Source organism: Orlajensenia flava (assembly GCF_004801905.1).
GTDB classification, from domain to species: Bacteria; Actinomycetota; Actinomycetes; order Actinomycetales; family Microbacteriaceae; genus Orlajensenia; species Orlajensenia flava.
The window spans coordinates 146275-167460 of record NZ_SSSN01000002.1; the positions used below are offsets into that span (position 1 = coordinate 146275).

21 protein-coding genes and 1 tRNA gene are annotated in these 21186 nt (G+C 69.2%); 11 read left to right on the top strand and 11 right to left on the bottom strand.

The features are described 5' to 3' along the window. The 3 genes from E6C70_RS01085 to E6C70_RS01095 all read left to right on the top strand — a co-directional run bounded on the left by E6C70_RS01085 (window position 1) and on the right by E6C70_RS01095 (window position 4010). Window positions 1-933, top strand: a complete 933-nt coding sequence (locus E6C70_RS01085; RefSeq protein WP_136421424.1) for a 4-(cytidine 5'-diphospho)-2-C-methyl-D-erythritol kinase — start codon at window positions 1-3, stop codon at window positions 931-933. A 266-nt stretch (window positions 934-1199) separates the two neighbouring features. Further along, on the top strand, window positions 1200-2123 hold the full coding sequence (locus tag E6C70_RS01090) for a hypothetical protein (RefSeq protein WP_136421425.1): 924 nt from the start codon (window positions 1200-1202) through the stop codon (window positions 2121-2123). Between the two features lie 87 nt (window positions 2124-2210). Then, window positions 2211-4010, top strand: a complete 1800-nt coding sequence (locus E6C70_RS01095; protein ID WP_136421427.1) for an ABC-F family ATP-binding cassette domain-containing protein — start codon at window positions 2211-2213, stop codon at window positions 4008-4010. 18 nt (window positions 4011-4028) lie between these two features. Here the strand turns inward: E6C70_RS01095 and E6C70_RS01100 are convergent, their stop codons facing one another. The 4 genes from E6C70_RS01100 to E6C70_RS16940 are packed head-to-tail and all read right to left on the bottom strand — an operon-like array spanning window position 4029 to window position 5893. After that, complete coding sequence (locus tag E6C70_RS01100) at window positions 4029-4553, bottom strand: pyridoxine/pyridoxamine 5'-phosphate oxidase (protein ID WP_136421429.1); 525 nt, start codon at window positions 4551-4553, stop codon at window positions 4029-4031. Window positions 4554-4607: 54 nt separating this feature from the next. Continuing rightward, complete coding sequence (locus E6C70_RS01105) at window positions 4608-5099, bottom strand: MarR family winged helix-turn-helix transcriptional regulator (RefSeq protein ID WP_136421431.1); 492 nt, start codon at window positions 5097-5099, stop codon at window positions 4608-4610. Between the two features lie 36 nt (window positions 5100-5135). Further along, complete coding sequence (locus E6C70_RS16935) at window positions 5136-5576, bottom strand: SRPBCC domain-containing protein (protein WP_136421433.1); 441 nt, start codon at window positions 5574-5576, stop codon at window positions 5136-5138. Continuing rightward, a complete protein-coding gene (locus E6C70_RS16940) occupies window positions 5573-5893 on the bottom strand; it encodes an ArsR/SmtB family transcription factor (RefSeq protein ID WP_136421435.1) in 321 nt (106 codons plus the stop codon). The genes E6C70_RS16935 and E6C70_RS16940 overlap by 4 nt, the downstream gene beginning before the upstream one ends. Before the next feature lie 135 nt (window positions 5894-6028). Here E6C70_RS16940 and E6C70_RS01120 point away from each other — a divergent pair. The 4 genes from E6C70_RS01120 to E6C70_RS01135 all read left to right on the top strand — a co-directional run bounded on the left by E6C70_RS01120 (window position 6029) and on the right by E6C70_RS01135 (window position 8837). Continuing rightward, a tRNA-Gln gene (locus E6C70_RS01120) sits at window positions 6029-6100 on the top strand. 1 nt (window position 6101) lies between these two features. Next, window positions 6102-7532: a bifunctional UDP-N-acetylglucosamine diphosphorylase/glucosamine-1-phosphate N-acetyltransferase GlmU gene (gene glmU, locus E6C70_RS01125; RefSeq protein ID WP_136421437.1), complete on the top strand. Its 1431-nt coding sequence runs from the start codon at window positions 6102-6104 to the stop codon at window positions 7530-7532. A 29-nt stretch (window positions 7533-7561) separates the two neighbouring features. Continuing rightward, window positions 7562-8539, top strand: coding sequence for a ribose-phosphate diphosphokinase (locus E6C70_RS01130; protein WP_136421670.1), 978 nt, complete (start codon window positions 7562-7564; stop codon window positions 8537-8539). Window positions 8540-8543: 4 nt separating this feature from the next. Further along, window positions 8544-8837 carry a DUF3253 domain-containing protein gene (locus E6C70_RS01135; protein WP_136421438.1) on the top strand — a complete coding sequence of 98 codons (294 nt, stop codon included), beginning with the start codon at window positions 8544-8546 and terminating at the stop codon, window positions 8835-8837. 19 nt (window positions 8838-8856) lie between these two features. On the opposite strand, the gene E6C70_RS01140 is transcribed toward E6C70_RS01135, so the two are convergent. Beyond that, on the bottom strand, window positions 8857-9645 hold the full coding sequence (locus E6C70_RS01140; RefSeq protein WP_136421440.1) for a hypothetical protein: 789 nt from the start codon (window positions 9643-9645) through the stop codon (window positions 8857-8859). A gap of 180 nt (window positions 9646-9825) precedes the next feature. On the opposite strand from E6C70_RS01140, the gene E6C70_RS01145 reads away from it, so the two are divergent. After that, on the top strand, window positions 9826-11526 hold the full coding sequence (locus E6C70_RS01145) for a long-chain-fatty-acid--CoA ligase (protein WP_235833217.1): 1701 nt from the start codon (window positions 9826-9828) through the stop codon (window positions 11524-11526). 21 nt (window positions 11527-11547) lie between these two features. Here the strand turns inward: E6C70_RS01145 and E6C70_RS01150 are convergent, their stop codons facing one another. The 4 genes from E6C70_RS01150 to gnd are packed head-to-tail and all read right to left on the bottom strand — an operon-like array spanning window position 11548 to window position 14079. Further along, a complete protein-coding gene (locus E6C70_RS01150) occupies window positions 11548-11904 on the bottom strand; it encodes a hypothetical protein (RefSeq protein WP_136421442.1) in 357 nt (118 codons plus the stop codon). 12 nt (window positions 11905-11916) lie between these two features. Further along, window positions 11917-12231 (bottom strand): DUF202 domain-containing protein, encoded by a 315-nt coding sequence (locus E6C70_RS01155; protein ID WP_136421444.1) that lies wholly within the window; start codon window positions 12229-12231, stop codon window positions 11917-11919. Between the two features lie 10 nt (window positions 12232-12241). Continuing rightward, window positions 12242-12595, bottom strand: a complete 354-nt coding sequence (locus tag E6C70_RS01160; protein ID WP_136421446.1) for a YidH family protein — start codon at window positions 12593-12595, stop codon at window positions 12242-12244. Window positions 12596-12630: 35 nt separating this feature from the next. Then, window positions 12631-14079, bottom strand: coding sequence for an NADP-dependent phosphogluconate dehydrogenase (gnd, locus tag E6C70_RS01165; RefSeq protein WP_136421447.1), 1449 nt, complete (start codon window positions 14077-14079; stop codon window positions 12631-12633). 284 nt (window positions 14080-14363) lie between these two features. Between gnd and E6C70_RS01170 the strand changes: the two genes are divergently transcribed. After that, window positions 14364-15008, top strand: coding sequence for a 50S ribosomal protein L25/general stress protein Ctc (locus tag E6C70_RS01170; RefSeq protein ID WP_136421449.1), 645 nt, complete (start codon window positions 14364-14366; stop codon window positions 15006-15008). A 23-nt stretch (window positions 15009-15031) separates the two neighbouring features. After that, window positions 15032-15622, top strand: coding sequence for an aminoacyl-tRNA hydrolase (pth, locus tag E6C70_RS01175; RefSeq protein ID WP_207670005.1), 591 nt, complete (start codon window positions 15032-15034; stop codon window positions 15620-15622). A 34-nt stretch (window positions 15623-15656) separates the two neighbouring features. On the opposite strand, the gene E6C70_RS01180 is transcribed toward pth, so the two are convergent. Then, window positions 15657-16187, bottom strand: coding sequence for a hypothetical protein (locus E6C70_RS01180; RefSeq protein ID WP_136421453.1), 531 nt, complete (start codon window positions 16185-16187; stop codon window positions 15657-15659). A gap of 137 nt (window positions 16188-16324) precedes the next feature. On the opposite strand from E6C70_RS01180, the gene mfd reads away from it, so the two are divergent. Beyond that, window positions 16325-19975, top strand: a complete 3651-nt coding sequence (mfd, locus tag E6C70_RS01185) for a transcription-repair coupling factor (protein ID WP_136421455.1) — start codon at window positions 16325-16327, stop codon at window positions 19973-19975. Here the strand turns inward: mfd and nhaA are convergent. After that, entirely contained in the window at window positions 19899-21131 is a 1233-nt protein-coding gene (gene nhaA / locus E6C70_RS01190) for a Na+/H+ antiporter NhaA (RefSeq protein ID WP_235833218.1), read from the bottom strand. The genes mfd and nhaA overlap by 77 nt on opposite strands. Between the last annotated feature and the right edge of the window lie 55 nt (window positions 21132-21186).

The window sequence follows — 21186 nt, forward strand, 5'->3', positions numbered from 1 at the left end:
ATGACCAGCCTCGTCCCGACTCCGGTTCACGTGCGGGCTCCCGGCAAGGTCAACGTCTTCCTCAAGGTCGGCGCCCGGCAGGACGACGGCTACCACGACGTCGCGATCGCCTACCAGGCGGTGTCACTCGTCGAGGACGTGCGTGCCTACCCCGCCGACGACTTCTCCGTCTCCTTCGGCGGGAGCGTCGACACCTCGGGGCTCGTCACCGACGGCAGCAACCTCGCCATCAAGGCGGCGCGCATGCTGGCCCGTCGCACCGGATTCCGCGGGGGAGTGCGACTCGAGATCGAGAAGAACGTTCCGATCGCCGGGGGCATGGGGGGCGGGTCGGCGGATGCCGCTGCCACGTTGCTCGCGTGCGATGCGCTGTGGGAGACCGGGATGGCACGCGACGACATGCTCGCGCTCGCGGCCAAGCTCGGCGCCGACGTCCCGTTCGTGCTCGTGGGCGGGACGGCCATCGGCACCGGTCGCGGGGACCAACTCTCGCCGGCGCTGGCGCAGGGGACGTTCCACTGGGTGCTCGCCATCGCCGAGTTCGGAATGTCGACCCCCGCCGTCTACGAGGAGCTCGATCGGCACCGCGAACGCCACCAGCGCGACATCCGTCCCGCCGAGGAGGCGCCGAGCGTGGACGCCGAGGTGCTCCAGGCCCTGCGCGCCGGCGACGCGCGGATGCTCGGCGATGCGCTCCACAACGACCTCCAGGCACCGGCACTGCATCTGGCGCCGGGCCTCGGCCGCATTCTCGAGCTCGGCGAGGAGAACGGGGCGCTCGCCGGCATCGTGTCGGGTTCGGGTCCGACGGTCGCGTTCCTCGCGCCCGACGCCGACGCCGCCCTCGAGCTCCAGGTGGCGCTCTCGGCGGCCCGGCTCACGGCGGTGCGCGCCCACGCTCCGGTGCACGGCGCCCGCCTGGTTCACGACTGACGCGCTAGCTCGCTCGCCCCGCAGTCCCTCCCCAGCTGCGCGCTAGCCCGCCCTCCAGCCACGCTGTCCGTCCCCAGCTCCCACCCACCACCTCGTCGAAAACGCAACTCTTGCGGGTTGACGCGGCCGCGCACCCACAAAGACTGCGTTTTCGATCCCGACCGGGGACGAAAATGGGTCCTCCCCAAGGTGGGGCCGCGAGGGTCGGATGCACAGATCTGGCGCGCAGGTCTGGCGCTCGGGGATGGCGGGGCGAGCATCGGTGAGTGACCGCGCGAGGCATCCTTCCACCCGAGCTGGGCGATGTCCCATTCTCGACGGCTTCAGCACTGTCTCGTGGCGCCACGCCATCCCGGTTGCGCGCGGCAGACCTCGAACGCCCGTTCACCGGGGTGCGGAGCCCGGTGCCGGTACGTGACATGGTCGAACGAGCGCGTGCGCTGCTGCCGGTTCTTCCTGACCGTGGAATCTTCAGCCACGCGACGGCGGCGATGGTCCTCGGTGCGCCACTGCCGAGCGGCCTCGAGCGCGGTCCCGTCCATCTCACCGTGGTGAAGCCGGGTCGCGGGTCGATGAGAAGGGGCGTGGCCTGGCATGAGACGGATGCCGAGCTGCCCGCGCTCGTGTTCGACGGATTGAGAGTGATCTCCCCTGCCGTCGTGTTCGGTCAATTGGCCGGCTGTCTCAGCCTCGCGAACCTGGTTGCCCTCGGCGACTACCTCATCACCGGTCGCGAACCGATCTCGGGTGCGCGGGCGCATTCCACCATCGCTGAGCTCCGCGAGGCCGTCGATGGATGGGGGTCGCGGCGGGGAGCTCGAACACTGAAACAGGCTCTGATGCTCGTGCGCTGGGGCCCGCTCTCCCGCCCCGAGTCGCTGCTCAGAGTCGGACTCGTGCTGGCCGGACTACCGGAGCCGCTCATCAACCATCGCATCTGGCATGCCGGTCTCCTTCGGCACTTCATGGTCGACCTCGCCTTCGACGGCCTGCACATCGCTCTGGAATACGAGGGCGATCACCACCGGACGGATCGCGCCGTATTCGAATCGGACATCCTCCGCCGGGAGCAGTTGGCCGAGATCGGCTGGACCGTCATCCGCGTCACGGCGTACGACCTCGGTGATGGATGGGAAGCCTTCGTGCTCCGTCTCCGCACTCACATCGCTCGCGCCCGGTCAGCGTCCTGATGCTCGAGATCGCAGCTCTTGCGGGTGCGGCCCGGAGCGCACCCGCAAGATCTGCGATCTCGGCGGCGCGGGTACGCTTGAACGGATATGGCACACCTGCTGGGCGGCGAGAAGCTGCGCCTCGAATACCCCACCCGACTCGTCTTCGACGGCGTCACCGTCGGTCTCAATGAGGGCGATCGCGTCGGCGTCGTCGGGCGCAACGGCGACGGCAAGTCGACCCTGCTGCGGCTGCTCGCGGGCCGCACCGAGCCGGATGCCGGCCGCGTCACGCGTCGACGTGGCGTGCGGCTCGGCATGCTCGACCAGGCCGACGCCGTCGACCCGACCCTCACCGTCGCCCAAGCGGTCGTCGGCGGCATCGAGGAGCATGTCTGGGCGGGCGACGCCCAGGCGCGCGATGTCATCGCCGGCCTGCTCGGTGACGTGCCGTGGGACGCCGAGGTCGGAACCCTCTCGGGCGGGCAGCGTCGCCGCGTTGGCCTCGCCGCGCTGCTCGTAGGCGATCACGACGTCATCTTCCTCGACGAGCCCACCAACCACCTCGACGTCGAGGGCATCGCCTGGCTCGCCGGCCACCTCAAGAAGCGCTGGGCTGCGGATGCCGGCGGCCTCGTCGTCGTAACGCACGACCGGTGGTTCCTCGACGAGGTGTGCACGATGACGTGGGAGGTGCACGATCGTGTCATCGAGCCGTTCGAGGGCGGCTATGCGGCCTACATCCTGCAGCGCGTCGAGCGCGACCGCATGGCCGCCGCGAGCGAGTCCAAGCGGCAGAACCTCATGCGCAAGGAGCTCGCGTGGCTTCGCCGCGGGGCTCCCGCGCGCACCAGCAAGCCGCGTTTCCGCATCGACGCCGCCAACCAGCTGATCGAGAACGAGCCTCCCGTGCGCAACCCGGTCGAGCTCAAGCAGATGGCGACCGCCCGCCTCGGCAAGGACGTCGTCGACCTGCTCGACGCATCCGTCAGCTACGACGGCAGGACAGTATTGCGCGACATCGAGTGGCGCATCGCTCCGGGCGAGCGCACCGGCATCCTCGGGGTCAACGGTGCCGGAAAGTCCACGCTGCTCGGCCTCGTGACCGGAGCGGTCGCTCCCACCTCGGGTCGGGTCAAGCGCGGCACGACCGTGCGCATCGCCTCCCTCACGCAGGAACTCGCGGAACTGAAGGACGTCCAGAACGATCGCGTCTCGGCGATCGTGGCGCGGCAGAAATCGAGTTACACGGTCGGCAGCGGCGGATCGGCGGCCGAGCTCACGCCCGGTCAGCTCCTCGAGCGACTCGGATTCACGAGCGCGCAGCTCTCGACGGCGGTGAAGGACCTGTCCGGTGGCCAGAAGCGGCGGCTGCAGCTGCTCCTCATCCTGCTCGACGAGCCCAACGTACTCATCCTCGACGAGCCGACCAACGACCTCGACACCGACATGCTCGCCGCCATCGAGGACCTGCTCGACTCCTGGCCCGGCACGCTCCTCGTCGTCAGCCACGATCGCTACCTCATCGAGCGCGTCACCGACCAGCAGTACGCCGTCGTCGACGCCCACCTGCGTCACCTGCCCGGCGGGGTCGACCAGTACCTCGCGGAGCGGGCGAAGGTGACGGATGCCGCGCCTCTCGCCGCCGCAGCGTCCGCACCGGCCGCGGTCGCCTCCGGGCTCACGGGCGCGGACCGTCGCAACGCGGAGAAGGAGCTGTCGGCGATCGACCGCAAGCTCGCCAAGACCCAGAACGAGATAGCGGTGGCACACGAACGTCTCGCCGAGCACGATCAGAGCGACTACGCCGGAGTCGGGCGCCTCTCCCAGGAGCTGCAGGACAAGGAGGCCTCGGTGGCAGACCTCGAGACGCGCTGGCTCGAACTCTCGGAGCTGCTCGAGGTCTGAGCGACGCGAGCGGCTGCCTCAGGCGTTGGGGCGGTAGGTGTGCCGCACGTGGTGGCGGTCGTGTCGACCCTGCCAGAACTCGATCTCGACCGGCCGCAGCGCGTACAGCCGCCACTCGCGATTCACCGTCCCGTCCGACCCCGGGCGCGCCAGCCAGTCCGCCTCCGATTCCTCGTCCGACAGCGCGGTCACGCCGCCGACGAGTCGCACCTGCCTGCCGAGGTCGAGCCACGAGAAGTTCATGGCGGCCTGCGGGTTCTCGACGAGTTCGCGGCCCTTGCGCGAGTGCTCAGACGAGGCGAACTGCCATCCGCCGTTCTCGATTCCCTTGAGAATGAGCATGCGCGACGACACCACGCCCGCCGCCGTGGCCGTGGCGAGGCTGAAGGCATGCGGCTGACGGATGCCCGCGTCGATCGCGATGTGCAGCCAGTCGAGGAACAGCTCGACCGGATCGTCAGGCGCTGCTGCCGCGTCGAAATCGGGCATGTCAGGCGGGAAGTCGGGCAGGGCACGCAGTTCGGCGCGCAGTGATTCGCTCACGTTGCGAGCCTAGATGCACGAGGCGCGGCCCTGTGAAGGAGATAGAGGCGCGACTCAGTCGAAGTCGAGGCTGAGCTTGCGCAGCAGGCCGGCCAGCCGCTCCTGGTCGCTCGCGCTCAGCGTGCCGAGCAGGGCGGCCTCGGCGCTGACCAGGCCCGAGATGGCGTCGTCCACGCGGGTGAGGCCGGCATCCGACATGCGGACGAGCACGCCGCGACCGTCGCGCGGGTCGGTGCCGCGCACCACCAGGCCGCGCTCGACGAGCCGGTCGATGCGGTTGGTCATCGTCCCGCTGGAGACCAGGGTCTGCTGCAGGAGCGCCTTGGGCGAGAGCTGGTAGGGAGAACCGGCCCGGCGGAGAGCCGAGAGCACGTCGAACTCCCATGACTCGAGCTGCGCGTGGGCGAAGGCGCTGCGTCGCTCCCGGTCGAGGTGCTTCGAGAGTCGGCCGACCCGTGAGAGCACCTGCAGCGGGGCGAAGTCGAGGTCGGGCCGCTCGCGCTGCCACGCATCGACGATGCGGTCCACCTCATCGCTCGCTGCCATCCGTCCATTATCTCGGTATCGAGACAGTTCCGCCCGTCACTCGGCGCGGGGGAGAGCCTCGCCGGTCTCGAGGTAGCTCTTGAGCGAGCTGAGCACGTACATCCACCCGGGACCCGAGACGCTCTCGGCGGTGCGCGGCGATGAATCGAGCCGGTCGTGCACGAGGACGAGCCGGGTCAGTCCGGGCGACACCTCGTCGAGCTCCCAGCTGACGCGGCTTGCCGGCTCCGCGCCGAGCTCCACGTCATAAGCCGAGCGCCACTCGTGCACCAGCCGCCGCGGCGGGTCGAACTCCATCACCGCGCCACTGCCCCAGTCCGATCCGTCCGGGCCGTGCGTCTCGTGCCGCTCGGCCGTATTGGTGGTGGCGGCGCCGTGGAAATAGTGCACCGAGTGATCCGGGCGCGTGATCGCCTCCCACACTTCCTCCGGCGTCGCCTTGATGAAAACCTGGTAGACCTGCGTGTTGTCGCTCATGAGTGCTCCTCGAATGATCGGGCCAGGTCGGCGAGCGCGCGAGCGGGACCCTCGCGGTACTTGTCGATCCAGCGGTCGTGGATGAGGCGGATGGGCACGGCGTTCAGGTAGTGCAGTTTCTCGCGCCCTGAACGACGGGCCACGACGAGACCGGCATCCTCGAGGACTCGGAGGTGCTTCATCACGCCGAAACGGGTCATCTCGGCGAGAGCCTCGAGGTCGGTCAGGCGTGCTCCGTCGTGCTCGAACAGGTGGTCGAGCAGCCGACGCCGGGTCGGGTCGGCCAGCGCTTTGAACACCGCGTCGTCATCGTCCATCGCTTCACATAATAGGTGACCATATGGTCACCTGACAAGACCCACGACGGCACGAACGGCGAGGGCAACGGCGTCGGCGGGCGGCTCCGGTTCTGGCAGACTGGAGCACGCGTGCGGCCCCGGGGGCGCCCGCGGTCCGCCGTAGTGTAATGGCAGCACGACAGCCTTTGGAGCTGTTAGGTCCAGGTTCGAGTCCTGGCGGCGGAGCATGGACACAAACCTCGCCATCGTCATCCTCGCCGCCGGACAGGGCACGCGCATGAAGTCCGCCATGCCGAAGGTGCTGCATCCGCTCGCCGGCGTTCCCATCCTCGGCCACGTGCTCGCGACCGCCCAGGCGATGGACGCCGCACACGTCATCACTGTCGTCCGCCACGAGCGCGATCGGGTGGCCGCCCTCGTCGGTACCGACCTGCCCGCCTCGATCGTGGTCGATCAGGACGAGACGCCCGGAACCGGCCGCGCCGTCGAGATGGCCATCACGGCGCTTCCGGATGACTTCGCGGGCGAGGTGCTCGTGGTCAACGGCGACGTGCCCCTGCTCGATGCCGCGACCCTCACGGCCTTCGTCGCCGCCCACCGTGACGACGCCGCCAGTGGCACGGTGATGTCGTTCGAGCCGTCCGACGTGACCGGCTACGGCCGTATCGTGCGCGGCGAGGGCGGCGGGTTCGACCGCATCGTCGAGGAGAAGGACGCGACGGATGCCGAACGCGCCATCACCGAGGCCAATGCCGGTGTGTACGTCTTCGGGGTGAACGAGCTGCGCGACCAGCTCGCCAACGTCACCTCTGCCAACGCCCAGGGTGAGCAGTACCTCACCGACGTCATCGCCCTGTTGCGTGAGGCCGGCAGCGAGGTGGCGGCCGTTCCCGTCGCGGAGCCCTGGCTCGTGGCGGGCATCAACGACCGCGCCCAGCTCTCCGAGGCGGCGCTCAAACTCAACGCCCTCATCGTGCGCGGATGGCAGCTCGCCGGAGTCACGATCGACGATCCGGCCACCACGTGGATCGACCTCCGGGCACGACTCGCCCCCGACGTCACGCTCAAGCCCGGCACGCAGATCCTCGGCGCGACGGACGTCGAGACGGGCGCGACCATCGGGCCCGACACGACCCTCGTAGACTGCGAGATCGGCGCAGGCGCAACGGTGAAGCGCACCGATGCGACGCTTGCGGTCATCGGCGCCGGTGCATCCGTCGGCCCGTTCGCCTACCTGCGCGCAGGCACCCGCCTCGGCGCTGACGGAAAGATCGGCACCTTCGTCGAGACCAAGAACGCCGTCATCGGCGACGGCAGCAAGGTGCCCCACCTCTCCTACGTGGGCGACGCCACCATCGGCGAAGGCGCGAACATCGGAGCCGGCACCATCGTGGCCAATTACGACGGCGTCAACAAGGCGCGCACCGAGGTGGGCTCCCACGTGCGAACGGGGGCTCACGGCGTGTTCGTCGCCCCCGTTAGGATTGGTGACGGGGCCTACACGGGAGCAGGAACGGTCGTCCGCAAGGACGTTCCGGCCGGCGCCCTGGCCATCACCGTCGCCCAGCAGCGCAACCTCGAAGGCTGGGTGGCAGAGCACCGGGCCGACACGGCGGCGGACCACGCCGCCCGAGCCTCGCACGACACGGACGGATGAATGTGTTGACCGAACGAAGTGAGGACGCCTTGTCCGGAATCAAGATGACGGGCCAGAAGCGGCTCGTGCTGGTCTCGGGTCGGGCCCATCCGCAGCTCGCCATCGACATCGCAGCCGAACTCGGCAGCGACATCGTCCCGACGGATGCGCGCACCTTCGCCAACGGCGAGCTCTACGCGCGCTTCGACGAGAGTGTGCGCGGCTGCGACGCCTTCGTGATCCAGTCGCACACCGCGCCCATCAACGAGTGGCTCATGGAGCAGCTCATCATGGTGGATGCGCTGAAGCGCGCCTCGGCCAAGCGCATCACCGTGGTCGCGCCGTTCTACCCGTACGCCCGCCAGGACAAGAAGGGTCGCGGTCGCGAGCCCATCTCGGCCCGCCTCGTCGCCGACCTGTTCAAGGTGGCGGGAGCGGACCGGATCATGTCGATCGACCTGCACGCCGCCCAGATCCAGGGCTTCTTCGACGGTCCGGTCGACCACCTGTTCGCGATGCCGGTGCTGCTGGAGTACTTCCGCGAACAGCTCGACCCCGCCACGCTCACCATGGTCTCGCCCGACATCGGCCGCGTGCGCGTCGCCGACATCTGGAGCGACAAGCTCGGGGCGCCGCTGGCCATCATCCACAAGCGTCGCGATCCGCTGGTTCCCAACGAGGTGTCGGTGCACGAGATCGTCGGTGACGTCGACGGCCGTGTCTGCCTGCTGGTGGACGACCTCATCGACACCGGCCGTACCATCGTGAAGGCGGCTGAGGCGCTGCGCAAGAACGGCGCCATCAGCGTGGTCGTCGCCGCCACGCACGCGGTGTTCAGCGATCCCGCCGTCGAGCTCCTCCAGTCCGACGCGATCGATCAGGTCGTCGTGACCGACACGCTCCCCATTCCGGAGTCCAAGCGCTGGGACCGCCTGACCATCCTGCCGATCGCCCCCGTTCTCGCCCGGGCCATCCGCGAGGTCTTCGAGGACGGATCCGTCACCAGCATGTTCGACGGCGCCGCCTGAGGCCATGAGCGGCGACGGGGCCGTGAGTGACGAGGCCGTGAGCGCCGAGGACCGCGAGTGGGAGTCCGTCATACTCCGGATGCTCGGTGAACGGTCGCCGACGTCGTCGATCTGCCCCTCGGATGCCGCGCGCGACGCCGGAGGAACAGGCTGGCGTCGCTCGATGGAGGATGTCCGCCGTGCGGCGCGACGATTGATGGCAGCCGGGGAGGTCGAGATCACTCAGGGCGGGAGTGTCGTGCCCGATCCGACGTCGGTACGCGGTCCGATCCGCATCCGCCGTCCTCGAGAGGACTAGGACCGCTGGAGCCTGTGGTCTACCAGGCGTCCGCAGGCGCCTCGACGACGGTGGCCGGCGTGTAGGCCCAGTGGGCCCCGTTCGCATAGTGGCTGCTCGCCCACGGCGACGCCCAGATGGCCGCCTCGATCTGCGACGTGGGGGCGGATGCGGCGAAGCCGGCCGCGATCGCGGAGTAGCCCGAGTTGCGGTGCAGGGCATCGGCGCAGTTCTCCGCGGCGGTCACCAGGCTGTCGTAGCTGCCGAGCCCGCTTCCTCCGCCGGACCCCCATCCGTTGTTCAGCGGGTTGTTGCGGTTCCACCAGTCGTCGACGCCGTTCTCCTGACGCATCCAGCGGGTGAACACCGTGATGTTGCTGTCGCTCGTGGGCCAGCCGGCGAAGGTCATCACGAGGCGAGCCCAGTCGTAGTTGGTGCCGCCCGCGATGAGGGTCTTGGCGCCGGTCGTCGCGCTGTAGCCGTCACGGGTGACGAGAGTGTCGGCGATTCCATCCGTTACCGCGAAGCTCTGCACCGCGTGCGCGCGCTGGGAGACGGGCGGTGCCGCCTCGACCGAGGCGGTCGGCGACGACCAGGCGAACACGGCGCCGAGCCCGAGAACCGCCAGCACGGCGGGGATGGTCAGGATGCTGCGCGGCCTACGAGGGGGATGCGTCGCCCCGCGCCGTGCCGTGCGATCCGTGCTGCGACGCGACGGGCGCCGGGTGCCGCGACGTGACGGGCGATCGGCGCGCGGGTTCGACTCGGAGCGCACTGCGCGGTGTCGCGATGCGCGCTCGGCGTCGGAAGGCTCGTGTGCTGAGGTCATGGGCGGCTTGGTGGAAGGGTAGCAGCCTCCGCTGGCTCGCCCCTGGGCGCTCCGCGGTATCCGTTGGGCACCAGGTGCGCGCGGATGGGCTCGCGACGAGCATCTACTGCCCAGCGGATGGGGAGACGGGGCGGATGGGGAGGCGGGGCGGATGGGGGAGCCGGGAATAGGGTGGAAGCCGTGCCCCTCTCGACGCCGCGCCCGTGGTTGACCTCGTACGCCGATGGCGTGCCCGACGACATCGACGCCCCGACGGGCTCGCTCTACGACCTGGTTCGGGCATCCGTCCACGCCTACCCGCGCAATGCAGCCCTCGAGTTCTTCGGGCGCACCACCACCTACGCAGACCTGGGTGAGCAGATCGAGCGTGCCGCCGAAGGACTGCGCCTGCTCGGGGTGCAGAAGGGCGACACGGTGGCGATCGTGCTGCCGAACTGCCCGCAGCACATCGTGGCCTTCTACGCCGTGCTGCGCCTCGGCGGCATCGTCGTCGAGCACAACCCGCTTTACACGCCGCGGGAGCTCCGCCATCAGTTCGAGGACCACGGTGCCAAGGTCGCGATCGCCTGGAACAACGTCGTCGAGACGCTGCAGGCCTTTCCCGAGGACATCGAGATCCGGTCGATCGTCTCGGTAGACGTCACCCGAGCCATGCCGTTCCTCACCCGCGCGGCCCTCCGCCTGCCGGTGGACAAGGCACGGTCATCACGGGCTGCCCTCACGACGTCCGTGCGCGGCACCACCCCGTGGGAGAGGGTGGTCGGTGCCGAGCCCATCGACGAGCACATCATCGCGCCGGAGGTGAGCGACGTGGCGCTCATCCAGTACACCAGCGGCACGACAGGCAACCCCAAGGGCGCCACCCTCACCCACGCCAACCTGCTCGCCAACGCGGCTCAGGCCCGTGCCTGGGTGCCCGCAATCGAGCGCGGTCGTGCGGTCGTGTACGCGGTGCTCCCGATGTTCCACGCGTACGGGCTCACGCTGTGCCTGACCTTCGCCATGAGCATGGGCGCCCGGCTGGTGCTCTTCCCCAAGCCCGACCCCGACCTCATCCTCGACGTCGTCGCGAAGCGGCCGGCCACTTTCCTGCCCGCCGTTCCGCCCATCATCCAGCGATTGACCATGGTCGCCGAGCAGCGAGGAGTCTCGTTGGAGGGCATCGCCATCTCGATCTCGGGTGCGATGGCCCTCTCGTCCGCCGTCGTCGAACCGTGGGAGGCCAAGACGGGCGGCTACCTCGTCGAGGGTTACGGCCTCTCGGAGTGCTCGCCGGTGCTGATGGCGAACCCGGTCGCACCGAATCGTCGAGCGGGCACCGTCGGGCTGCCGCTTCCGAGCACCGAGGCGCGCGTGGTCGACCCCGACGAGCCGACGACGGATGTCGCGCCCGGCGAGGAGGGCGAGCTCATCGTGCGCGGTCCGCAGGTGTTCTCCGGCTATTGGAAGAAGCCCGATGAGACGGACGCCGTGTTCGTCGCGGCCGACGACGGCGGACTGCCGTGGTTCCGCACGGGCGACATCGTCACGATCGATGGGGACGGCTTCGTGCGCATCGTCGATCGCATCAAGGAGCTCATCATCACCGGGGGCTTCAACGTGTCGCCGACCGAGGTGGAGGACGCGCTGCGCCGGCATCCGTCGGTCGAAGATGTCGCGGTCGTCGGGCTGCCCGACGAGCACAGCGGCGAGCGGGTGGTGGCGGCCGTCGTCCTGGCCGATGGCTCGACGCTCGACGAAGCCGCCCTGCGCGCGTTCGTCCGCGACGAGCTCACGCCATACAAGGTGCCCAAGCACGTGGTGGCGGTCGACGAACTGCCGAAGTCGCAGATCGGCAAGACCCTTCGACGGGTGGTGCGGCAGAACCTGCTGGCGGAGTGATCGTCCGACTCGCGCGGTCGGCTACGTCGCAACGCCCTCGTGCGGACGGGGCGCCGACGGGATGAGGCCGAGCGGCCCCACGAACGTGTGCGGCCCGCTGGACGAGACCGCATAGCACTGCCAGCCCGGCCCGCCCGCGCCGAACAGCTCGAACGGCGCGGCGTATCCCGCTGCATCCGGCTTGAGATAGCCGACGTATGCCGCGCAGGTCCGGTTGGCCGTGGACTGGGCGACGCCCGCTGCGACCAGAACGCCGGGCAGCACGAGCACGACGATGCCGACCCAGACGACCACGCGCTGCATGCGCCGGCGACGCTCGCTGAAGAACGGAGCGCCATCCTCGTCGGAAGCGCCCTGCAGTTCGGGATGCGCGGTCATCGTGCAGCGACCCTAACCCACCGCGAGGACGGATGCGATGCCCGCGACGCAGGCCAGGAGTGTCACCGAGACCGCGACGAGCACGGGAACCAGGCTCACGGGCGCGTCTGCTCGGGCCTCGAGCTGCCGACGACGCTGGACGCCGAAGAGGATGGCGGCCCCAGCCGCTGCGGCGAGGACGACGCCGACGACCACGAACTCCGGCTGCGCGAGCACGACACCCGAGCGAACGGCGAGGAGCCCGTTGACGACGAGGACGAGCGCCGTCCGCGTCCACGAGAGGGCGGTGCGCTCGGCCTGCAGTCCCGGATCGCGCGCGATGCTCATCGTCCCCGCCTCACGGGAAGGCCAGCAGGACGGCGATGACGACGGTCACGATCAGCAGCGCGATCGAGAGCGCGGGGAGCACCCAGGATGACGGGAGTGGGCGGCCGGTGCGGATGGCCACCTCATTGCCGCGCCAACGCGTGTAGGCGACGATGGTCAGTCCCGCGGCGATCACGCCGAACGCCACGGCGAGGACGACGATGACCGGCCTCGGCCCCAACGTCGATGCGAACTGGTGCATCAGCACGCCCCCCGCGAGCAGCGCTAGCGCCGTGCGGATCCACGCCAGGAAGGTGCGCTCGTTGGCCAGCGTGAACCGGTAGTCGGGCTCCTCGCCCTCCTGCCGCCACTTCGGTTGCCTCACGTCGCCAACCCCAAACCGCCTCGCGTACCGACGGCTCAGTGGGTGTCGACAGACTCGATCTCGCTGCGATCTCCCGACCACAGCGTGTGGAAGGTGCCCTCCTTATCGACGCGCTTGTACGTGTGCGCGCCGAAGAAGTCGCGCTGCGCCTGGATGAGCGCGGCCGGAAGGCGGTCGGCCCGCAGTCCGTCGTAGTAGGCCAGGCTCGAGGAGAATGCCGGGGAGGGGATGCCCGCCTGCGCCGCGGTTGCGACCACCCGGCGCCAGGCCTCCTGGGTGCGGCCGAGCGCTTCCGCGAAGTACGGTGCGGCGGCGAGCAGGGTGAGGTCGGCGTCGTCGGCGTACGCCTCGGTGATGCGGTTGAGGAAGCGGGCGCGGATGATGCAGCCGCCCCGCCAGATCGCCGCGATGTCGCCCTTCTTGATGTCCCAGCCGTACTGAGCGGCACCGGCCACGATCTCGTCGAAACCCTGCGAGTAGGCGATGATCTTCGACGCGTAGAGGGCGTCGCGCACGTCGGAGATGAAGGCGTCGGGGTCGTCGACCGTCCAGGCCTCCGACGGTCCGGGAAGGTCGGAGGCTGCGGCGCGCTGGGCCGGCTTGCTCGAGAGCGAACGGGCGAACACGGCCTCGGCGATGCCCGAGACGGGGATGCCGAGGTCGAGCGCGGTCTGCACGGTCCATGCGCCGGTGCCCTTGGCGCCGGCCTGGTCGAGGATGACGTCGACGAGCGGCTTTCGGGTGTCGGCGTCGACCTGGCGGAGCACCTCGGCGGTGATCTCGATGAGGTAGCTCTCGAGCTCTCCCGTGTTCCAGTCGGCGAAGACGTCGGCGATCTCGGCGGGCGACTTGTCGGTTCCGCGACGGATGAGGTCGTACGCCTCGCCGATGAGCTGCATGTCGGCGTACTCGATGCCGTTGTGGACCATCTTCACGAAGTGGCCGGCGCCGTCGTGGCCGACGTGCGTGACGCAGGGCTCTCCCTCGGCGATCGCGGCGATGGACCTGAGGATGGGGCCGAGGGTCACCCAGGACTCGTCCGACCCGCCGGGCATGATGGATGGACCGTTGAGGGCACCTTCCTCGCCGCCCGAGATGCCGGCGCCCACGAAGTTGATTCCCGTCTCGCGCACGGCCTTCTCTCGGCGGATGGTGTCGGTGAAGAGGGCGTTTCCGCCGTCGACGATGATGTCGCCGGGCTCGAAGACCTCCGTGAGCGAGGTGATCACCGCATCCGTTCCCGCGCCGGCCTTGACCATGATGATCGCGGTGCGCGGCTTGCTGAGGGAGGCCGCGAATGCCTCATAGTCAGATGCGGGAACGAATCCCGCCTCGGGGTGCTCGCCGATGAGGGTCTCGGTCTTGTCATAGTGGCGATTGAAGACGGCTACCGTGTTGCCCTCGCGACTGGCCAGGTTGCGTGCGAGGTTCGATCCCATCACCGCGAGCCCGACGACACCGATGTTCGCTGTTGCCTCAGTCATTGCGCACCCTTCGTAGACGTGGTTTCCAGCCTAGGACGTGCGCGGCACCCGTCAATCGGCTGCTCGACGGGAGCATGCACGACTGGTGACCGGTGCCCCGCGCCCCTGCTAGACTCCATAGCTGGACTTCGGCGAGGGATCCTTTCGTGCTGCGCAAGCGGCCGGCGGGGTCCGTGATCGACGCGGTGGATGTGCTGTGACGGCTTTTCCTCACGCTGACATGCGTTCGAGTTGAACAACAGACAACGATCTGGGCCCACAGAGCCCGCAAGGAGATACTGAACATGGCTGACGCCAAGAAGAAGGACGACAACAAGGTCGTCGCCGAGGCACGCGAGTCCTTCGGCAAGGGCGCTGCCCGCAAGATCCGTGCCGCGGGCAAGATCCCCGCCGTCATCTACGGCCACGGCAGCGAGCCCCGCCACGTGACCCTGCCTGCGCACCAGGTCGGCCTCATCCTGCGCAAGGCCAATGCCCTGCTCGACCTCGACGTCGACGGCAAGGGCGAGCTCGTCCTGGTCAAGGACGTGCAGAAGGACCCCGTTCGCCAGATCATCGAGCACATCGACCTCATCGTCGTCAAGAAGGGCGAGAAGGTCGTCGTCGAGATCCCCGTGCACCTGACGGGCGAGTCGTTCGCCGGCACCATTGCCGACCTCGATGCCAAGACACTGCAGCTCGAGGTCGAGGCCACCCACATCCCCGAGAACGTCGTCGTCGACGTCGAGGGCCTGGAGGAGGGCACCCAGATCCTCGCCGGAGCGATCGAGCTTCCCCGTGGCGCGACGCTGCTCATCGACGCCGACACGCTCGTCGTCAACGTGCACGTGCCCCAGAAGGTCGACCTGCCCGAGGAGGGCGAGGAGGCCGCCGAGGCCGAGGCCGAAGAGGGCACTGAGGAGACCACGTCCGACGAGGCCGCCGAGTAATCATCTTCGGCATCCGTCGCACCGTGTCAGCAGACACGAACACCTGGTTGGTAGCCGGGCTCGGGAACCCCGGGCCCGGCTACTCCGGCAACAGGCACAACGTCGGGCAGATGGTGCTCGACGAGCTCGCCGCTCGTATCCAGGCGCGGTTCAAGACCCACAAGGCGAACGCCCTCGTCGCCGAGGGGTGGCTCTCGCCCGGCGGCCCGAAGCTCATCCTCGCCAAGCCCGGCACCTACATGAACCTGTCGGGCAAGCCCGTCGCCGCGCTGGCGAAGTTCTACGGCATCGCACCTGATCGCATCATCGTCATCCACGACGAGCTCGACGTACCGTTCGACACCGTGCGGCTCAAGCAGGGCGGCGGTCACGGCGGACACAACGGACTGCGCGACATCCTCGCCGCACTCGGCTCAGCCGACTTCGTGCGCGTCCGTGTGGGCGTCGGGCGCCCGCCGGGCCGTCAGGACGCCGCCGACTTCGTGTTGAAGGACTTCTCGAGCGTCGAGAAGGCGTCCCTTCCCATCCTGCTGACGGATGCCGCAGACGCCGTCGAACTGATCGTGACCGACGGGCTCAACGCTGCCCAGCAGCGGTACCACTCGCCGGCCTGAGCGCCCTGGGATAGCACGTCAGCCAGCGAATGCGTCAGCGGCCGGCGGGAATGACCGTCGCGGCGATCGTGATGGAGAAGGCCAGGTACGACAGCAGTGGTGCGAGCGCCGCGATGACGATCGCCGCGATCCCGAAGCCACGGCCGCGGTGCTTCACGACGGCCACGATGCCCTGGACGATCGCCCAGATGCCCAAGGCTGTGCCGAGAGCGACGTGGATGATCGCGGCGAGAGCGAACATGCCGCCCCCGGTCGTAACGCTCCCCGGGACAGCTCGCCCGTTCTCGATCACCACGGCCGCGGAGAGCCCCTGGCCGATGAACGCGGCCGCGATCACGGACAGCACGAACACCGTCACCGCCACGATGAACGCGACGGCGCCGAGTCGACGCGACGGCGTGCTCTCCTGCCACGAGTAGGGCATGGCCGGGGGAGCGGCGAACGTCGCCGGAGCGTCGACGGCCGTCGCAGTGAGCCCCGGCACCAGGCCGGGGCTCAGCGAGGGCACTGCGAAACGTGATGCTGCGGCGTATCCGTCACCGTCGGTCGGTGGCAGGTTCGTCATGTGATCGCCTTCGTCGTAGGGAACTGGGCATCGCCAACATTAGAGAACGCTGTGAGTCCACTGCCCGTCCCAGTACGGGTGATTCCCGTCCGGGGTACGCGCGCCTCAGTGTCGGAGCGGGCCCGTAGACTTGCACGGTGATGCTGCAGGGCCTGATTTCCGCGCTCTCGCGCGCCTCCACCGTTGAAACCGCGTTGTCCTCAGCGCGCCGCGACGCCGATTTCTCGCTCGCCGAGGGAGCATCCGCGCCCCTTCTCGCGGCACTGCTGAATCAGCGGGCGCTGACCAGCGGAGCGCCGTGCGCGCTGGTGGTGACGGCCACGAGCCGAGAGGCCGAGTCGCTCGAACAGAGCCTGTGCGCCTACCTGCCGTCGGCCGAGGTGCTCGACTTCCCCGCCTGGGAGACGCTGCCGCACGAACGACTGAGTCCCAGTGCCGAGATCGTCGGCCGGCGCATCGACACGCTGCAGCGACTCCGAGCGTGGACCGAGACGGATGCGGCCTCGCGGCCGGCGATGATCGTCGTCGCGTCCGTGCGGGCGGCCCTGCAGCCGTTGGCCGACAACCTCGCCGATCGCGGACCCGTCACGCTCGAAGCGGGCGGGCGGGGTCACGACCTCAGCGCCATCGCGGTGCAGTTGATCGAGCTCGCCTACTCCCGGGTCGACATGGTGACGCGGCGAGGCGAGTTCGCCGTGCGCGGCGGCATCCTCGACGTCTTCCCGCCGGTGGCCGATCACGCCTATCGCGTCGACTTCTTCGGCGACGAGGTGGAGCAGGTGCGGGCGTTCTCCGTCGCCGACCAGCGTTCGCTGCCAGAACCCATCGCATCCGTCAGCCTCACCGCCAGCCGGGAGATGCTCATCAGCGACTCGGTGCGCCAGCGCGCCGCCGAGATGCAGCACGAGTTCCCCAGCCTCGCGCAGATGCTCGCGAAGATCGCCGAGGGAATCCCCGTGGAGGGGATGGAGTCACTCGCCCCCGCGCTCGTCGATCGCTTGGTGCCGCTCACCCACTATCTGCCCGACGGCGCGGCCATCGCCGTCATGTCTCCCGAGCGGGTCTCCAGCCGTGCTGCGAGCCTCGCCGAGACCAACCGCGAGTTCCTCGCCGCGGCGTGGAGTGCTGCGACGGCGGGAGCCGAGGCGCCCATCGACCTGGACTCCGGTGACTTCCTCACGCTCGGCGACCTGCGCGATGCCTCGCGTTTCTCTGCGCCTGGCCAGCCGGCCCCCGATCATCCGTGGTGGACCTTCTCCTCGTTCGATGCGGGAGATGCCGACGTCGAGGACTACCTCCGGGTTCCCGCCACCGCGGTCCCGAGCTTCTCCGGGAACGTCGACGGCGCCCTCGACCACGTCGCAGGCCGACTGGCCGATGGCTGGTCGCTCGCCATCGCGGCCGCCGGGCACGGCCTCGTCGAGCGCGCCCGCGATGTTCTTGCGGAGCGCGGCCTGGCCGGCCGGGTCGCCGACGAGTTCCCCGCCGACCCCGAGCCCGGTGTCGCCTACCTCATCCAGGCCGGCGTCGCCCGCGGCTTCGAGCTCGCGGAGGCAGGGCTCGGTCTCATCAGCGAGAGCGAGTTCTATGGACGTTCCGCCGGCTATGCCGCGGGGGGAGTCAAGAAGCTCGCCAGCCGGCGCAAGAACGTCGTCGACCCGATGCAATTGCGCAGCGGGGACTACGTCGTGCACCAGACCCACGGCATCGCGCGCTTCGTCGAGATGACCCAGCGCACGGTCGCGGCCGGAGCCCGCCCGACCGGCCCGAGTCGCACAGCGGGCATCGCCCAGCAGCCCACCATCGTGCGCGAGTACCTCGTGCTCGAGTACGCGCCGTCCAAGCGCGGGCAAGCCGGCGATCGACTTTACGTGCCGACCGACCAGCTCGACCTGCTCACCCGTTACGTGGGCGGTGAGGCCCCCTCGCTGTCGAAGATGGGCGGCAGCGACTGGTCGTCTGCGAAGAGCAAGGCACGCAAGGCGGTCCGCGACATCGCGGTCGAACTGGTCAAGCTGTACTCGGCCCGGATGGCGTCGCGCGGTCACGCCTTCGGGCCCGACACGGCGTGGCAGCGCGAACTCGAGGAGGCCTTCCCCTTCGTCGAGACGCCCGACCAGGTGCAGACCATCGACGAGGTCAAAGCCGACATGGAGCGTCCCATCCCGATGGATCGGCTGCTTTCGGGCGACGTCGGCTTCGGCAAGACCGAGGTGGCCGTGCGCGCCGCGTTCAAGGCTGTGCAGGACGGCAAGCAGGTGGCCATGCTGGTGCCGACCACCCTCCTCGTCAAACAGCACGTCGAGACGTTCCAGGAGCGCTTCGCGGGCTTCCCCATCCACCTGCGTGCGCTCAGCCGGTTCCAGAGCGATCGCGAGGCGCGCGAGACTGTGGCGGGTCTCGCTGACGGCACGGTCGACGTCGTCATCGGCACGCACCGCATCCTCGCCGACAATGTCGTCTTCAAGGACCTCGGCCTGGTCATCATCGACGAGGAGCAGCGCTTCGGCGTCGAGCACAAGGACCGGCTCAAGAAGCTGCGCACCAACGTCGACTTCCTCGCGATGAGCGCCACCCCCATCCCGCGCACGCTCGAGATGGCGGTCACCGGCATCCGCGAGATGTCGACGCTCGCGACGGCGCCCGAGGATCGGCACCCCATCCTCACGTTCGTCGGCCCCTACAGCGAGAAGCAGGTAGGCGCCGCCATCCGTCGCGAGTTGCTGCGCGAGGGCCAGGTCTTCTTCGTGCACAACCGGGTCTCATCGATCAACCGGGTCGCCGCCCAGCTGGCCGAGCTCGTGCCCGAGGCGCGCATCGCCGTCGCCCACGGCAAGCTGCCCGAGAGCGTGCTCGAGCAGATCGTGGTGGACTTCTGGGAGCGCAAGTTCGACGTGCTCGTCTCGACGACCATCATCGAGACCGGCCTCGACATCGCCAACGCGAACACCATCATCATCGACCGCGCCGACAAGTACGGCCTGAGCCAGCTCCACCAGCTGCGCGGACGCGTCGGCCGCGGCCGCGAGCGGGCCTACGCCTACTTCCTCTACGACGAGAACACCCCGCTGAGCGAGACCGCGCACGACCGCCTGTCGACGATCGCGGCAAACAACGAGCTCGGCGCCGGCATGCAGGTGGCGCTCAAGGATCTCGAGATCCGCGGTGCCGGCAACCTGCTCGGTGGCGAGCAGGCCGGCCACATCGCCGGTGTCGGGTTCGACCTCTACTTGCGCATGATCGGCGAGGCGGTCTCGACGTTCCGGGGCGACGTCGCCGAGGGGCAGACCGAGCTGCGGCTCGAGCTTCCCGTCGACGCCCACATCCCCGAGGACTACGTCGACAGCGAGCGGTTGCGGCTCGAGGCCTACCAGAAGCTGTCGACCGCATCGTCGCCCGCCGCGAAGGACGAGTCCATCGACCTCGTGCTCGAGGAGCTCACCGATCGCTACGGTGAGCCGCCTCAGCCCGTCCTCACACTCATCGCCGTGTCGCGCCTGCGCCGTCGTGCGCAGCGCGCCGGCCTCGGGGACGTCGTCGCCATGGGATCGAACCTGCGTGTCGCGCCCGCGACGTTGCCCGACTCGATGCAGGTGCGGCTGCAGCGGATGTACCCGGGCTCGCGATACGTCACGCAAAACGGCTCCATCTCCATCCCGCTACCCTCGTCGCACGGAGAGGTGCTGGCCGACGCCGAGCTGATCGCGTGGGTCACCCAGCTGCTGACGGCGCTGTTCCCGGAGTCCGTTCCCGCGCCTGCCGACGATAGTGCCGAGCGCGCCAGCTGACCACGCAGGCCGAGACCACGATCGCCACCCCGGAACCGAGGAGCACGGCGAGCGTTCCCTCATCGACGACGAGCGGATGCTCGCTGAATGCCAGCTCGTTCATGAGCAGCGACACGGTGAAGCCGACCCCTCCCAACGCGGCGACGGGCAGGAGATCGGGCCACCGGAGGGCACCCGGTCTGCCCCGGAAGATCGACGCGCCGATCAACCCACCCGCGGTGATGCCGACGAGCTTGCCGACGGGGAGTGCGACGAGGATGGCCCAGAAGGCCGGGCTGAACTGCGCCGGAGCGACGGCGGGTATGACGACGAGCGCGGCGGAGAACGCGAAGACCGGCAGGATGAGACCGTTCGACCACGGCTCGAGCGCGTGCACGCTGCGCCCGCCGGGCCGTCGGGCGATGACGAAACCCAGCGCGACCCCAGCGATCGTCGCGTGCACACCGGACTGGTAGACGAAGAACCAGGCCAGCACGCCGAGCACGATCATCACCGCGATGAGCGGCCACTGCGGCCGGCGACGGAGCACCCACGGGGACCGCGGGCGCAGCAGTCGACTCACGGCGCCGAAGGCCGTGATGGCGATGGCGGCGGCGCCGATCCACGCGAACTGCACCCCAGCCGTGAAGAAGAAGGCGATGATGAGGATCGCCACGAGGTCATCGAGCACCGCGAGAGCCATCAGGAAGACCCGCACCCGGGTGGGCATCGCCGAGCCGAAGACGGCCAGGATGCCCAGCGCGAAGGCGATGTCCGTCGCCGTCGGGATCGGCCATCCGGCGGCGAGATCCGTTCCGGCGGTCATGACGAGGTAGATCGCGGCGGGCACGACCACCCCGCCGAGGGCCGCGATCGCGGGGAGGGATGCCTTGGCGAGCGAATTCAGCTCGCCGATGACGAGCTCGCGCCGCAGCTCGACGGCGACGATGAAGAAGAACACCGCCAGCAGGCCGTCGCTGATCAGGTGGCTGAGCGAGATGTCGAAGCCGATGGCCGGAACGGCGAAGTGCTCGTCCATCAGGTCGAGGACGGCCGGACCGACGGCCGTGTTGGCGACGACGAGCCCGATCACGGCCGCCAGCAGCAATAGCAGAGCGGCCACACGCTCGGAGCGGAACGGCGAGCGGCGGAGGTCATCCGTGTGTTGCATGGTCATCGGCTGGTCTCCACGGTCGGTTCAGGGTCAGAGCGCACATCAGCGCTCGCCGACC

What these genes read in the sequence shown, in the direction of transcription:
- E6C70_RS01105 (WP_136421431.1), bottom strand. Translation starts at nt 5,099, where the DNA reads ATGGCAGCGAGCGATGAGGTGGACCGCATCGTCGATGCGTGGCAGCGC.
- E6C70_RS16940 (WP_136421435.1), bottom strand. Translation starts at nt 5,893, where the DNA reads ATGGACGATGACGACGCGGTGTTCAAAGCGCTGGCCGACCCGACCCGG.
- E6C70_RS01095 (WP_136421427.1), top strand. Translation starts at nt 2,211, where the DNA reads ATGGCACACCTGCTGGGCGGCGAGAAGCTGCGCCTCGAATACCCCACC.
- E6C70_RS16935 (WP_136421433.1), bottom strand. Translation starts at nt 5,576, where the DNA reads ATGAGCGACAACACGCAGGTCTACCAGGTTTTCATCAAGGCGACGCCG.
- gnd (WP_136421447.1), bottom strand. Translation starts at nt 14,079, where the DNA reads ATGACTGAGGCAACAGCGAACATCGGTGTCGTCGGGCTCGCGGTGATG.
- nhaA (WP_235833218.1), bottom strand. Translation starts at nt 21,131, where the DNA reads ATGACCATGCAACACACGGATGACCTCCGCCGCTCGCCGTTCCGCTCC.
- E6C70_RS01140 (WP_136421440.1), bottom strand. Translation starts at nt 9,645, where the DNA reads ATGACCTCAGCACACGAGCCTTCCGACGCCGAGCGCGCATCGCGACAC.
- E6C70_RS01180 (WP_136421453.1), bottom strand. Translation starts at nt 16,187, where the DNA reads ATGACGAACCTGCCACCGACCGACGGTGACGGATACGCCGCAGCATCA.
- E6C70_RS01155 (WP_136421444.1), bottom strand. Translation starts at nt 12,231, where the DNA reads ATGAGCATCGCGCGCGATCCGGGACTGCAGGCCGAGCGCACCGCCCTC.
- E6C70_RS01135 (WP_136421438.1), top strand. Translation starts at nt 8,544, where the DNA reads ATGAGCGGCGACGGGGCCGTGAGTGACGAGGCCGTGAGCGCCGAGGAC.
- E6C70_RS01085 (WP_136421424.1), top strand. Translation starts at nt 1, where the DNA reads ATGACCAGCCTCGTCCCGACTCCGGTTCACGTGCGGGCTCCCGGCAAG.
- E6C70_RS01170 (WP_136421449.1), top strand. Translation starts at nt 14,364, where the DNA reads ATGGCTGACGCCAAGAAGAAGGACGACAACAAGGTCGTCGCCGAGGCA.
- E6C70_RS01150 (WP_136421442.1), bottom strand. Translation starts at nt 11,904, where the DNA reads ATGACCGCGCATCCCGAACTGCAGGGCGCTTCCGACGAGGATGGCGCT.
- glmU (WP_136421437.1), top strand. Translation starts at nt 6,102, where the DNA reads ATGGACACAAACCTCGCCATCGTCATCCTCGCCGCCGGACAGGGCACG.